Source organism: Hymenobacter tenuis (assembly GCF_054780495.1).
Genome location: NZ_BAAGWF010000001.1, coordinates 298899 through 312281, shown reverse-complemented (window position 1 = coordinate 312281; position 13383 = coordinate 298899). Strand labels below are relative to the sequence as shown.

Here is a 13383-nt window from a genome sequence, read left to right as displayed (position 1 = left end):
GGAGGCGTTGGTGTTACTAGGCATTACTTAGCATTAAGCCGAAGTAACTGGCACGAACACTACCTTCTTGGTTTCGAAAAACTCTTCCTGAAAGATATCCTTGAGTTCGTGCACGGTAGCTTTCAGGCCCGATTCTTCGATTTCTTCCGTTAGGTCGCCGCCTTTCAGGTAATAGAGGCCGTTGAGAGGCGAGGTGCTAGGCTTGTAGCGGTGAGCAATCCAGGTGTGGAAGGTAGCTAAGCGCGCGACGGCGCGGCTCACAATGAAGTCGTATTTGGTGCGCAGCTGCTCGGCCCTGATTTGCTCGGCCGTTACGTTGGTCAGGTGCAGGGCGTGGGCCATTTCCTGCACGGCATGTATTTTCTTACCAATGCTGTCTACGAGATGAAACTTCACCTCCGGAAACAAAATGGCCAGCGGCAAGCCGGGTAGGCCGCCGCCCGTGCCCACATCCAGCACCGAAGCGCCCGCCGGAAACTCTACTACCTTGGCAATACCCAGTGAGTGCAGAAAATGCCGCTCCGCGAGGTTGTCCACGTCGGTGCGGGCCACCAAGTTAAGGCGTTCATTCCAGCTCCGGAACTCAGTTTCGAGCTGCTGAAACTGGTGGCGCTGGTGGTCAGTGAGGTGCGGGAAGTAGTGGCTGATGATGTCCATGATGCCGGCAAAGGTAAGGCCACCGACGGTTGTAGCACTGCCGCCCCCTAGCGCCTAGGCATAAAAAAAGCCCCGACTTGCGGCGGGGCTTTTTCACTAGATGATTTCTTTCTTGTTTTTCACCATGTCATAGAGCAGCTCGCGGGCACGGTGCAGCTGGGCTTTCACAGTGCCAAGCGGGGCTTTCAGCTCCTGGGCAATTTCTTCGTAGCTCAGCTCATCGAAGTAGCGCAGGGTAACGAGACGCTGGTATTTTTCGGGCAGCCGAGATACCACGTGCTGCATGATTTCAATTTTCTGATTCTTGATGGCCGTCTCCTGCGGGTTCAGGTTCTGGTCGCGGAAGTCAATGGTGATTTCGTCGCCGTTGTCAATCTTGATGGCCGAGTCAATCGACATCGTCTTGATCTTATTCTTGCGAATAAAGTCGATGCAGTTATTGGTGGCAATGCGGAACAACCAGGTGCTGAAGGCAAACTCGGGGTTGAACTTGTGCAGGTTGCGGAAGGCCTTGGCAAAAGCCTCAATGGTCAGATCCTCGGCATCGTCGGGGTTACGGACCATCTTGAGCACCACGTGGTACACCGGCTTTTTATAGATCTGCATCAGCTCGGCGTACGCTTTTTCATCGCCCTGCTCAACAGCGGCGCGAATCAGCTTGAAGTCATGCTTGGCTTTGGCGGAGAACTGTTTTTCCTGATTGTTTACTTCCATCGGAGGGTGCGGTAGAGGAACAGCGACATTCCCAGAGCGAGATAATAAAAAAAATAGACAGCGTCGAGGATCGGGAGCCACGCTAACGGCAGCCGTTCATCAAGGCGGCGGCCGGCTCGGTGGTACACGGCCAGCATAATTGTGGTGCGCACACTCCACACCACAGCCAAAGGTACCCAATCGGGGCGGGAAAACAGCAGGCCGATTGCCATGCCATAAGAAACCACATTGGCCCCTATAAAGGTCCCAATCCGGAGCCGATCAGCCAAGCGGTAGCGGCTGCCCGCCGACAAATGCCGACGTTTTTGGCGCCACCACTGTCCCCAGGTGTGCGCTGGTTCGCTGTAGGTATGAGCTCCGGGTTGGGCTACCACTGCTACCCGAGCGCCATGGGCGACGGCATCCTGCACCAGCAGGTCGTCGTCGCCGGAAAGGCTGCGGATATGGGAGGCAAACCCTTTGGTTAGGTAAAAGACCTCCTGAGTGTAGGCCAAGTTGCGCCCCACCCCCATATAAGGCTGGCCGCGCCACGCGAAGGACAAATACTGTGCCCCCGTCAGGAAGGTTTCAAAACGGATCAGCTTATTCAAAAATCCCGGTTCCTCGGCATAGGCCGAGTATCCGAGTACTAGGTCGGCGGGTTGGCTGAAGCCTCGTTGCATGTATCTGAGCCACTGGTTGGTGGCCGGAATGCAGTCGGCATCGGTGAAGAGAAGGTGGGAATTTCTCGCCGATTTTATTCCTAACGTGAGCGCATATTTTTTTGGTGACAATCCGTCAGGCGTCTTATTGACGGTTACGAGGCGCACATGGGGGTAGTACTGTGTAAGCTGCTGCACATACAGAAACGTGTCATCGTCGGAGCGGTCATCAATGAGTACTACCTCAAAGCCGGCGGGGTAGTCTTGCTGCAACAGCAGGGGTAGCAGCCGCCGCAGGTTTTCTAGCTCGTTGTGGGCGCATACCAACACCGATACCGGCTCCGCATCCGGCCCATCAGTAGGCTCCGGGGGGCGCAAGGCGAAGGGCAGAAAGTAGTAGGCGGCGTAGGCAATTTGCACCAGCACGCAGGCGAGCAGCAGACACAGGGCCGGGGACAGATGGAAAGGCAAAACGTCAGGAGTGAATCAGAAAGCAAAAGTAGGCATTCGGGGTGGGGCGAGTACCTTTGCACCTGTATCAGGTGCCCGTAGTGATGGAACAGGTGCCAGTTTGTGCTTTCAACGAAACACGAGCTGCCCGTAAATCCGCAACCGGCGCCTGGCAATCGACTTCCCAGAATGACCTTCGACTTAATAGCCAACGACCCGCATTCCAAAGCCCGCGCCGGCGTAGTACACACCGACCACGGCGCTATTGAAACGCCTATTTTCATGCCTGTGGGCACGGCCGGCACCGTAAAAGCCGTGCAGCAGCGCGACCTGAAAGACGATATCAAGGCCCAGATTATTCTCGGCAATACCTACCACCTCTACCTACGCCCAGGCCTGGAAGTGCTCAGCAAAGCCGGCGGTCTGCACAAGTTCAATGGCTGGGACCGACCTATCCTCACCGACTCAGGCGGGTATCAGGTGTACTCCTTGTCGGGCACGCGCAAAATCAAGGAAGAGGGTGTGAAGTTCCGCTCCCATATTGATGGCTCGCAGCACTTGTTCTCGCCTGAGGGTGTGATGGACATTCAGCGCACCATCGGGGCCGACATTATCATGGCCTTTGATGAATGCACGCCTTGGCCCTGCGAGTACGACTACGCGGCCCGCTCCCTCGACATGACGCACCGCTGGCTCAAGCGCTGCATCCAGCGTTTCGACAGCACTGAAGGCCACTACGGCTACTCCCAAACGCTTTTCCCGATTGTGCAGGGTAGTACATTTAAGGATCTGCGCGTGAAGTCGGCGGAGTTTATTGCTGAGCAGGGCCGCGAGGGCAACGCCATCGGCGGCCTGAGCGTGGGCGAGCCGGCCGAGCTGATGTACGAAATGACCGAATTGGTCTGCGACATTCTGCCCAAAGACAAGCCGCGCTACCTCATGGGCGTGGGTACCCCGGCCAACATCCTGGAAAATATTGCGCTGGGCGTAGATATGTTCGACTGCGTGATGCCGACCCGCAATGCCCGCAACGGCATGCTGTTCACCACGCAGGGCATTATGAACATTGCCAACAAGAAGTGGGCCGACGACTTCACGCCGATTGACGAAGAACTGGGCGGATACGTTAGCACGTTCTACTCGCGCAGCTACGTGCGCCACTTGTTCCACAGCAAGGAAATGCTAGGGCCCCAAATTGCCTCCATCCATAACCTTACCTTCTATCTGTGGCTCGTGAAGCAGGCCCGCGAGCAAATCCTGGCCGGCACCTTCCGCGAGTGGAAAGATAAGATGGTGAAGCAGGTAATGACCCGACTGTAGTCATTGAGAAACATGTCGCCCGCCGTAAATCGTCTGCTTCGTATCCTTCTGTGGATTCTGCTGATTGTACTGCCAATCAGTTATTTCCTCCTGACCATAGCAGCCGACCTCAATATGGTATTTGGCTGGTTTTACCTGTCGGATTCTGACACTGATTCTGTTGGCCTAACACTTCAAACAAACTACCCGCCAGCCGCTCGAATACCAGAGCATCAACTAGATATTCTTCAGCTAGTACTTCGACTTGCTCCACTTTGGATTGGGTTTGGCGTAGCAATTCTGGTATTGTTAGCAGGAAGTTTATTGGCTCGCAGTTTAGGAAAGCGGCCGCTACTTAAACCTGTAATGTCGAATAAGCAATTAGCTGGACAGTTGCTTAGCATACTGCTGATTACTTATTTGATGGGGAGCATCATTCACATTGTATGTTACCCTCTACTACAGGAGCTCAACTACTCAGGCTTGTCAATTCCTTCTGAGCCTGAATATTGGTGGCCTTACTATGGTTGGCCAGTGCCATATTCTCCTATAGAGGGCTGGACGATTTATCCACCTTTGACCTTGAGCGGTATGCCTATGTTCCCAGCGTCGCAAGCGGCTTGTATAAAGCTGGGTACTTTACTGGCTGTATTAGAGGTTAGGTATATGTGGCTCCGGCGACAGCGCACGTTACGTTCGCAGTACTCGTTACAACAGCCGTAAACTGCTTTCATGAAGCTCCTCGATAAATACATTCTTAAGAAGTTTCTCACTGCGTTTTTCTTCGCGGTGGTGCTGCTGGTATCGGTTATCTGCGTTATTGATTTCACGGAGAAGAATGACGACTTCCTGCAGCATAAGCTCGGGGGCTGGCAGATTATGACGGAGTACTACCTCAATCTGTTTCCGTACTTCGCCAACCTCCTCTCCCCCATCACGGTATTTATAGCGGTGGTGTTCGTGACGGCCCAGTTGGCCTCGCGCACGGAGGTAGTAGCCATGCTGGCGTCGGGCATCAGCTTCAAGCGGTTTCTGTTGCCCTACGTGATGGGCAGCGTGATTCTGGGCATTCTGACGATGGCCATGACGGGCTGGCTGATTCCGATTGCCAACAAAACCCGCGTGCAGTTCGAAAAGGCCTACATCAAGAACCCGTACCGCTATGATGCGCGCAACGTGCACATCAAAATCGGGCCGAAGAGCTATGCGTTCATGGAGAGCTACGACAACGTGAACAACGTGGGCTACAAGTTTGCGCTCGAAACCATTGAGGGCACGCTGCTCAAGCGCCGCATGACGGCCGAGGCCATTACCTGGGACTCGACCAAACGAGCATGGCACCTCACGCCCCAATTGGTACGCACCTTCAACGGCGAAAAGGAAACCCTGAAAAGCCTGCCCGCCCGCGACACGACGCTGAACCTGTACCCTAAGGACTTCGCCAGCACCTACCGCCTAGCAGAAACCCTAACGCTACCCGAGCTTAACGACTATATCGACCAGAAGATAGCCCGCGGCTCCGACGACACGCAGCTATACCTGAGCGAGAAATACGAGCGCTACGCCTACCCCTACGCCATGTTTATCCTGACGGTGATTGGGGTGATTATGAGTGCGCGCAAAAGCCGGGCCGGCGTAGGCGGCCAAATTGCCTTAGGCTTCGTGCTGGCCTTTGTGTTCATCATCTTCGTGATTCTGAGCCGCAACCTTGCCGCTGTGGGCTCCTTGCCGCCGCTTTTGGCCGCCTGGGTACCTAGTATTGTGTTTACCGGCATCGGCCTGATTTTGTACCGGGTAGTTCCGCAATAACGAGGGTCTAGTACGGCCTTCTTCTTACGGCCAGCGCCGTTTCTCACCAGTTCCCCTCATGCTCAAAGACTACCTTCGCCTGCATTTTATTGTGTTGCTGTGGGGCTTTACGGCCATATTAGGCAAGCTTATTTCGGTGCCACCTGTAGAGCTGGTTTTCTGGCGGACATTGTTAGCTGCCACCGGCCTTGCGGTGTTATTGCTAGCCCGCAAGCAGGCTTGGAAAGTGCCGGTTGCTGATGTTGCCCGGTTACTCGGTGTAGGGGTGCTAGTAGCCGCCCACTGGATTACGTTCTTTCTGGCAGCCCGCCTTTCTTCCGTAAGCGTATGCTTGGCCGGAATGGCCACGCTGGCGCTCTGGACCTCGTTGCTGGAGCCGCTGGTGCTGTGGCGGCGGGTGCGGTTTTATGAGGTAGGGCTGGGGCTCCTGACGATGGTAGGCCTGTACTTGGTATCCCGGGCCGAGCTGGACCAAATGGCGGGCCTGTTGGTTGCCATTTTATCAGCGGGCCTGTCGGCGCTGTTCAGTGTGCTGAACGTAACGCTGGTAAAGCGCCACCCTCCGCTGCGCCTCACGTTTTATGAAATGACGGGCGCCTGCCTGAGCATTGCGCTCTTCATGCCCCTGTATAGCCGCTATTTCACTGAAGGCCAAGGGTTGCAGCTGGCCCTTTCCGGCTTCGATTGGCTGTGGCTCTTGGTGCTGGCGGGCGTGTGTACCGTGTATGCCTTTTCTACCTCCGTGGAGCTGATGAAGCGGATTTCAGCCTTCGTCGTGAACCTGACCATCAACCTGGAGCCCGTATATGGCATTCTGCTGGCGGTTTTGATGTACACGCTGCGGATTCCGGGCTTCGGGCAAGAGAAGTTGTCTACGGAATTTTACCTGGGCACCCTCGTGATTCTGCTGAGTGTACTGATTCATCCGGTGCTGGACCAGTGGAACCAGCGTCGCGTGCGGCGCAAAGAAGCCGCCGATGTGCTGATGGGCTAAGCACAACGGTTGGTGCGGCTTTACGACCTAGCACTTTACCAACCACCGTGTTACAACTGACCGTCCCAAACTTGGTATTCAGCCGGAAAATCCAGTTTTGGCGGCATTTCTAGTCCAGGGAATATACCATACACCGCCGAACCCGAGCCCGAAAGACTAGCGTACACGGCGCCCGCGTCGTAAAGCGCCTGCTTGATGTTGCCGAGCACAGGGTAATGCGGAGTTAGGGCCTCTTCAAAATCATTACTGATGGTGTCGCGCCAGGTTTCTACGGAGTGAGTAAGAGCTGTGCGCAGGTCATGACGCGGCGTCCGGGGAGTGATGCGCGCGTATGCCTCGGCCGTACTGATGTGCAGATTCGGATACACAACCTTGCAGGCCATACCATTCAGGCTGAGGCTAATATCCTCAAACACGTCACCTTTCTCATAGGCAAATACGGGCTTGTTTTGGATGAAGAACGCGCAATCAGACCCTAACCGGCGCGCGTAGCTCTCCAGTACATCAGCCGAAAGCCCGAGGGCAAATAGGCTGTTGAGGGCCCGCAGCGCGAAAGCCGCGTCGCCGGAGCCGCCGCCTAGGCCAGCACCAATGGGCACTACCTTATGCAGGTGCATTTGCACAGGCGGCAATTCAAAATCAGCTTTCAGCAACTCGTAAGCTCGCAGGCAAAGATTGGTGTCTACGGCTCCGGGAATCGGGATTCCAGTCAGGGCTAGCGAGGTTTCGGCCGCGGGCAGCACTTCCAGCGCATCAGTCCAAGGCAATGGCACAAACACCGATTCAAGGTTGCGAAAACCGTCGGGCCGTTGGCTAGTGATATACAGACCGAGGTTGAGCTTGGCGTTAGGGAAAACGAGCATAGAAGGCGCAGATTGTAGCGCAAGCTAAAACGAAGCCTGCCGAAGTCAAGCCCGCCGCATATTTCCGGCTATTTTTGAGGCTATGTCTGGTGCTGCAACTTCATGGTACACCCGCTTTGGCAAGCGCCTGTTTGATGTGGTGCTGGCCGCGCCGCTGTTGCTGGTAGCGGTGCCCGTGTTGCTACCGCTGGCCGTGGCGCTGGCTGTGCAGAACAAGGGCGCCTGGCTTTTCCGGCAGCGCCGCCCGGGGTTGCAGGGGCGTCTGTTCACCTTATACAAGCTCCAAACCATGACCTCAGCGCGCGATGTCCGTGGCAACTTGCTGCCCGATGAAGCACGGCTCCCGCGCCTAGGTCGCTGGGTGCGCGCAACCTCCCTCGATGAGCTACCCCAGCTCTGGAACGTGCTGCGCGGCGACATAAGCCTAGTGGGCCCTCGGCCGCTGTTAGAGCAATACCTACCGCTATATTCTCCGGAGCAAGCTCGCCGCCACGCCGTTCGGCCCGGCATTACGGGCTGGGCGCAAGTAAATGGCCGCAACGCCATCAGTTGGGAAGAGAAATTCGCGTATGATGTGTGGTACGTAGACCATCTTTCGTTTGCCCTTGACCTGCGCATTCTGGTCCGCACCGTGGGCCGAGTGCTAGGGGCTCACGGTATTTCGGCGCCCGGCCAAGCCACGGCTACTGCGTTTACGGGCACTCCCCCCGCTTCTGATTCGTCTCCTTCCGCATGAATACTACTCCTACCCCACCCCAAGGTACTAGCCCTGTTTCATTGCCCAAGCTGGCCATTGTGGGAGCCGGTGGGCTGGGCCGTGAGGTGCTGGTACTAGCCCGTCAGATCAACGCAACCCATCCGACCTGGGATGTGGTGGGGTTTTATGATGACCGCGCCCCTAGTACTTCCACCATCCATGGTCTGCCCTACCTCGGTACTACCGCTGACTTAGTTGCTTCCAAGAGCCCGCTACATGTAGTGGTAGCCGTGGGCAGCAGCCACAGCCGGGCAGCCGTGGTAGCACGACTAACCTCCGAGCAGCTTACGTTTGCGACCTTAATACACCCTAGTGTAGCCTGGCAGCCCTACCAACAAGTGACAATAGGAGCCGGTAACATCATCAGCCAGGGCTGCATCCTGACCTGCGACATCAGCCTAGGCCAGCATGTGCTCCTGAACCTGGGCTGTACCATTGGCCATGATGCTGTGCTGGAAGACTTCTGCTCCCTAATGCCCCACGCTAATGTAGGCGGCGAGGCTTACCTGGAAACGGGCGTGTATTTGGGCACTAATGCCACTGTCATCAATCAGGTGCGAGTGGGCACCCGCTCTATTGTGGGAGCCGGCGCGGTGGCCGTGCGCGATGTGCCCGCAAACTGCACGGCCGTGGGAGTGCCCGCGCAAGTAATTAAACAGCATGCTTAGCCCTTGCAAAGCGGTATCCGACTTTTAGCCGTTCTTTTGCCCTAGTGAGCCCCAAGAATTTCTTGTAGGCTCCTGTTTTAGCCCTTTTATATGCGTAGTCAGGATTACGACCGATTATATCTTTCCCCACCCCACCTCGGCCGTCACGAGCTCAACTACCTGCACAAAGCCATTGAGGACAACTGGGTAGCGCCGGCCGGCCCGAATCTGGACGGATTTGAGCGCGACATCTGCGAGTTCACGGGCGCGGGCCACTGCGTAGCCCTTACTTCAGGTACGGCTGCCATTCATCTAGGCCTGCGGCTGCTAGGCGTTGGTCCCGGCGACGAGGTGCTATGCCCTTCGTTCACGTTTGTAGCTACTGCCAACCCGATCCTCTACCTGGGTGCTACCCCTATTTTTATCGATAGCGAGGCCGAAACCTGGAATCTGTGCCCGGTACGACTACGTGAAGCCCTAGAAAACATGCGCCAGCAAGGCCGCCGACCAAAGGCCTTAATTCTGGTACACCTTTACGGCATGCCGGCCAGGCTTCGCGAAATTCTGGACCTAGCAGCGGAATTTGATGTGCCAGTGCTGGAAGATGCTGCTGAAGCCTTGGGTTCCCGCTACCACGGTCAGCCCCTGGGTACTTTCGGTGCGGTAGGCGTTTTCTCGTTTAACGGCAACAAGATTTTGACTACTAGCGGTGGTGGCGTGTTGGTTACCAACAACCCTGAGTGGGCGCAGAAAGCCAAGTTCTGGGCAACACAGGCCAAAGATGTAGCTCCGTATTATCAGCATTCGGAGGTAGGTTATAACTACCGCCTGAGCAACTTGCTGGCCGGCATTGGCCGGGGCCAGATGGGCCTGCTGGAAGACCGCGTGAAAAAGCGCCGCGAAATTTATGCGTGGTACCAGAAGAATGTAGCTAACGTGCCAGGCCTAAGCTTCGGCCCCACGGAGCCAATCGGCGGCCGTTCCAACCGCTGGCTTACTACCATCCTGCTTGACCCCAATGAGACGCCCATTACGCCTGAACAAGTGCGTCTGCACCTCGAAACGCATAACGTAGAAAGTCGCCCCCTCTGGAAGCCACTGCACTTGCAGCCACTTTTCCAAGGTACGCCCATGGTAGGCGGCAGCGTGTGCGAAGGCTTGTTTACCAGAGGCCTGTGTCTACCATCCGGTTCGGCCATGACCGATGCCGATTTACACCGAGTAGCTTCCGCTTTGAAGGCTATTCTGGCCTAGTGAAAAGGCCCCTTCAGCTGTATAATGGTATATAAAGTTCATTTCACAGTATACAACGCACAAAACATCCATTTGCTAGTATAAACGCTACAGACTGATAAACAGCAACATGGCAGTTCACCACGCAAATATTTGCTTGATGAACTGCCATGTTGCTATTGAATCCTCGGGATGGAGAAGCACAAATCCTCTACCGCAGCGCCTGTTCCAAATCGGCCAGCAATTCTTCCACTGGCTCAATGCCAACGGAAATACGCACCAGCCCGGTACTGATACCCACCTCCAGTTGCTGCTCCGGAGTAAGGTAGCGGTGCGAGGTACCCAGCGGATAAGACAAGGACGAGTCGACGCCGGCAAGGGAAGGCGCGAACGGAAAACGCGTGCTTCGTTGCATGAAGCGGTTTACTACCTCTTCCTTATCGGCCAGCAGAATAGAGAGCATGCCGCCGAAAAGTCCGCCACCTTGCTCCTGTGCTAACGGGTGCTGCGGATGGTCTGGTAGGCCCGGATAATATACCGCGCGCACGCCGGGCTGTTGCTGAAGAAACTCAGCTATGGCCAGAGCATTGTGACTGTGCTCCCGAACTCGCAGGCGCATAGTTTTGAGCCCTCGCACCGCCAGCCAGCTTTCCATGGGACTTAGTGTCAGGCCATACAGGGTGCTGATCTGCTTTAATCGAGCCGCTAGCTCCGGATCGGCGGCTACCACTACCCCCGCCGTCACGTCAGAGTGGCCGGCAATGTATTTGGTTACGCTGTGCATGACCAGATCAGCACCCAATTCCAGCGGGCGCGTCAGGACGGGCGTAGCAAACGTATTGTCCACTATCAGCTTCAGGCCATGCTGGTGGCATTCGGTGGACAGGCGGCGCAGATCGGCTACGCGCAGCAACGGGTTGCTGAACGTCTCGGCTAGCATGGCGCGCGTAGTTGGCTGCACAAACTGATCTAGGTCGTAGAGCTGCTCAAACGGCACATACGTCACGCTAATGCCCATGCGGCTCAGCTCCTGATTCAGCAACGACGATGAGCCCCCGTAAATATCCGCCGCGCATAGCACATGGTCGCCGGCTTGGCAACACGTAATCAGAGCCGCAAAAATGGCGGCCATTCCGGACCCCGTAGCTATGGCTCCAGCGCCTCCCTCCCAGGTGTTTACTGCTGCCGCTAACTCATCGGAATTGGGATTTCCATTGCGCGAGTACAGGTAGCGGCTGCCCGGCTCCTCAAAGTATTGGGCTAGCTCCGTCAGGTCTTCAAACTTGAAAACCGACGTTTGGTAAATGGGAGTGATTTTGGGGTGGATTTCCATGTGCGGTAGTAGAGGCTGGGTGGGCCGCAGGTGTAAAGAAGGAGTTCAGGCTGGAAATAGTGAAAAGCAAAAAAGCCTTTCCAGCAAAGGAAAGGCTTTTTCTAAAAGACTAGGCTAGCGTTACGCCGAAGCGCCTTCTGCCAGCACAATCACGTTGTTGCGCAACACTTCTACTACCCCGCCTTCAATGCGGAAAGAAGAAGCGCCACCGTTCAGCACAATTTCACCGGGCCGTAGCGCCGAAATGAGGGGTGCGTGGTTGTTCAGAACTTCAAAGAGGCCATCAGCACCCGGAAACCGGGCCGACGTAACCTCACCTTCAAACACCTTCCGGTCCGGCGTGATGATTTCCAGATGCATAGTTTTTTCAGTTGCCAGGTATCAGTTGCCCGTTGCAGCTAGCGGCTCTGTAAAGAACCTATACCTGACAACGGGCAACTGGTAACCGATAATTACTTGGCTTCCGCCATCAGCTTCTCGCCTTTCACCACGGCATCCTCAATGGTACCTACTAGGTTGAAAGCTGCTTCGGGCAGGTGGTCGTACTTGCCGTCGATGATTTCGTTGAAGCCTTTGATGGTGTCTTTGATATCAACCAGAACGCCTTTCAGGCCGGTGAACTGCTCTGCTACGTGGAAAGGCTGCGACAGGAAACGCTGTACCCGACGGGCGCGCGTTACGGTCAGCTTGTCTTCCTCGGAGAGTTCGTCCATACCCAAGATGGCGATGATGTCCTGCAGTTCTTTGTAGCGCTGCAGAATTTCTTTCACGCGCTGGGCCGTACCGTAGTGCTCCTCGCCAATGATGGAGGGGTCCAGGATGCGCGACGTGGAGTCCAGCGGGTCTACTGCGGGATAAATGCCAAGCTCGGCAATCTTACGCGACAGTACGGTGGTAGCATCCAAGTGAGCAAACGTGGTAGCCGGAGCCGGGTCAGTCAAGTCATCGGCAGGTACATATACCGCCTGTACCGACGTGATAGAACCACGCTTAGTAGAGGTAATACGCTCCTGCATAGCACCCATTTCAGTAGCCAGCGTGGGCTGGTAACCTACGGCCGAAGGCATCCGGCCCAACAGAGCCGATACTTCCGAACCAGCCTGGGTAAAGCGGAAAATGTTGTCGATGAAGAACAGGATGTCGCGGCCAGCACCGGTGCCATCACCATCGCGGAAGCTTTCGGCTACCGTGAGGCCCGACAGAGCTACGCGGGCACGGGCTCCGGGAGGCTCGTTCATCTGACCGAACACGAGGGTTGCTTTCGAATCTTTCAGAGCTTCGGAATCTACTTTCGTGAGGTCCCAGCCACCTTCTTCCATCGAGTGCTTGAAGCCGTCGCCGTACTTAATTACGTCTGACTCCAGGAATTCGCGCAGCAAGTCATTGCCTTCGCGGGTACGCTCACCCACACCAGCAAACACCGACAGACCACCGTAGGCCTTGGCGATGTTGTTTACCAGCTCCATGATAAGTACGGTTTTGCCTACACCGGCACCACCGAACAGACCAATTTTACCACCCTTTACGTAGGGCTCGAGCAGGTCAATTACTTTGATACCCGTAAACAACACTTCCGAAGAGGTAGCGAGGTCTTCGAAGGCCGGCGCATTGCGGTGAATCGACAGACCACCGTCGCTCAAGGGCTGAGCAATACCATCAATGGCATGGCCAATCACGTTGAACAAGCGGCCGCGCACACCTTCGCCGGTGGGCATGGTAATGGGGGAGCCCAGGTCACGAACAGCAGCACCGCGGGTTAGGCCCTCAGTCGAGTCCATGGCGATGGTACGTACCCGGTCTTCGCCCAGGTGTTGTTGGCACTCCAGGATAACTACCTGTCCGTTGTCTTTGATGACTTCGAGCGCGTCGAGAATGTTGGGAAGCTTAGAACCTTCACCCGCGAAGCTCACGTCCACCACGGGACCGATAACCTGGGTGATTTTGCCGGTATTCGCCATTGCGTTTTATATAAGGGGATGGGTGCAA

13 protein-coding genes are annotated in these 13383 nt (G+C 55.9%); 6 read left to right on the top strand and 7 right to left on the bottom strand.

Annotated elements, in window-relative coordinates; genetic code table 11:
• Positions 1-33: 33 nt before the first annotated feature.
• From rsmG to ACYVGU_RS01435, 3 genes are all read right to left on the bottom strand, one after another.
• Positions 34-657 (bottom strand): 16S rRNA (guanine(527)-N(7))-methyltransferase RsmG, encoded by a 624-nt coding sequence (gene rsmG, locus ACYVGU_RS01445; RefSeq protein ID WP_460620600.1) that lies wholly within the window; start codon positions 655-657, stop codon positions 34-36.
• Positions 658-753: 96 nt separating this feature from the next.
• The gene (locus ACYVGU_RS01440) at positions 754-1371 is read right to left on the bottom strand and encodes an RNA polymerase sigma factor (protein ID WP_460612842.1); all 618 of its coding nucleotides are present in this window, start codon (positions 1369-1371) and stop codon (positions 754-756) included.
• Positions 1362-2483 (bottom strand): glycosyltransferase family protein, encoded by a 1122-nt coding sequence (locus tag ACYVGU_RS01435; protein WP_460620599.1) that lies wholly within the window; start codon positions 2481-2483, stop codon positions 1362-1364. Before ACYVGU_RS01435 ends, ACYVGU_RS01440 begins: the two co-directional genes overlap by 10 nt.
• Positions 2484-2651: 168 nt before the next feature.
• On the opposite strand from ACYVGU_RS01435, the gene tgt reads away from it, so the two are divergent.
• The 3 genes from tgt (at position 2652) to ACYVGU_RS01420 (ending at position 6564) form a co-directional block, all read left to right on the top strand.
• Complete coding sequence (gene tgt, locus ACYVGU_RS01430) at positions 2652-3782, top strand: tRNA guanosine(34) transglycosylase Tgt (RefSeq protein WP_460612844.1); 1131 nt, start codon at positions 2652-2654, stop codon at positions 3780-3782.
• A 711-nt stretch (positions 3783-4493) separates the two neighbouring features.
• On the top strand, positions 4494-5570 hold the full coding sequence (locus ACYVGU_RS01425) for an LptF/LptG family permease (protein ID WP_460620598.1): 1077 nt from the start codon (positions 4494-4496) through the stop codon (positions 5568-5570).
• Between the two features lie 58 nt (positions 5571-5628).
• A complete protein-coding gene (locus ACYVGU_RS01420; RefSeq protein WP_460612846.1) occupies positions 5629-6564 on the top strand; it encodes a DMT family transporter in 936 nt (311 codons plus the stop codon).
• 50 nt (positions 6565-6614) lie between these two features.
• Here ACYVGU_RS01420 and ispE read toward each other — a convergent pair whose 3' ends face one another.
• Positions 6615-7427 (bottom strand): 4-(cytidine 5'-diphospho)-2-C-methyl-D-erythritol kinase, encoded by an 813-nt coding sequence (gene ispE, locus ACYVGU_RS01415; RefSeq protein ID WP_460620597.1) that lies wholly within the window; start codon positions 7425-7427, stop codon positions 6615-6617.
• Between the two features lie 82 nt (positions 7428-7509).
• Here ispE and ACYVGU_RS01410 point away from each other — a divergent pair, with 82 nt between their 5' ends.
• The 3 genes from ACYVGU_RS01410 (at position 7510) to ACYVGU_RS01400 (ending at position 10085) form a co-directional block, all read left to right on the top strand.
• Complete coding sequence (locus ACYVGU_RS01410; RefSeq protein WP_460620596.1) at positions 7510-8163, top strand: sugar transferase; 654 nt, start codon at positions 7510-7512, stop codon at positions 8161-8163.
• Positions 8160-8852 carry an acetyltransferase gene (locus ACYVGU_RS01405; protein ID WP_460620594.1) on the top strand — a complete coding sequence of 231 codons (693 nt, stop codon included), beginning with the start codon at positions 8160-8162 and terminating at the stop codon, positions 8850-8852. Before ACYVGU_RS01410 ends, ACYVGU_RS01405 begins: the two co-directional genes overlap by 4 nt.
• 90 nt (positions 8853-8942) lie before the next feature.
• Positions 8943-10085 carry a DegT/DnrJ/EryC1/StrS family aminotransferase gene (locus ACYVGU_RS01400; protein ID WP_460620593.1) on the top strand — a complete coding sequence of 381 codons (1143 nt, stop codon included), beginning with the start codon at positions 8943-8945 and terminating at the stop codon, positions 10083-10085.
• Positions 10086-10275: 190 nt separating this feature from the next.
• Here ACYVGU_RS01400 and ACYVGU_RS01395 read toward each other — a convergent pair whose 3' ends face one another.
• From ACYVGU_RS01395 to atpD, 3 genes are all read right to left on the bottom strand, one after another.
• Entirely contained in the window at positions 10276-11397 is a 1122-nt protein-coding gene (locus ACYVGU_RS01395) for a trans-sulfuration enzyme family protein (protein WP_460620591.1), read from the bottom strand.
• Positions 11398-11517: 120 nt separating this feature from the next.
• Positions 11518-11757: a FoF1 ATP synthase subunit delta/epsilon gene (atpC, locus tag ACYVGU_RS01390; protein WP_460612852.1), complete on the bottom strand. Its 240-nt coding sequence runs from the start codon at positions 11755-11757 to the stop codon at positions 11518-11520.
• Positions 11758-11849: 92 nt separating this feature from the next.
• On the bottom strand, positions 11850-13355 hold the full coding sequence (atpD, locus tag ACYVGU_RS01385) for a F0F1 ATP synthase subunit beta (RefSeq protein ID WP_460612853.1): 1506 nt from the start codon (positions 13353-13355) through the stop codon (positions 11850-11852).
• Positions 13356-13383 lie beyond the last annotated feature (28 nt).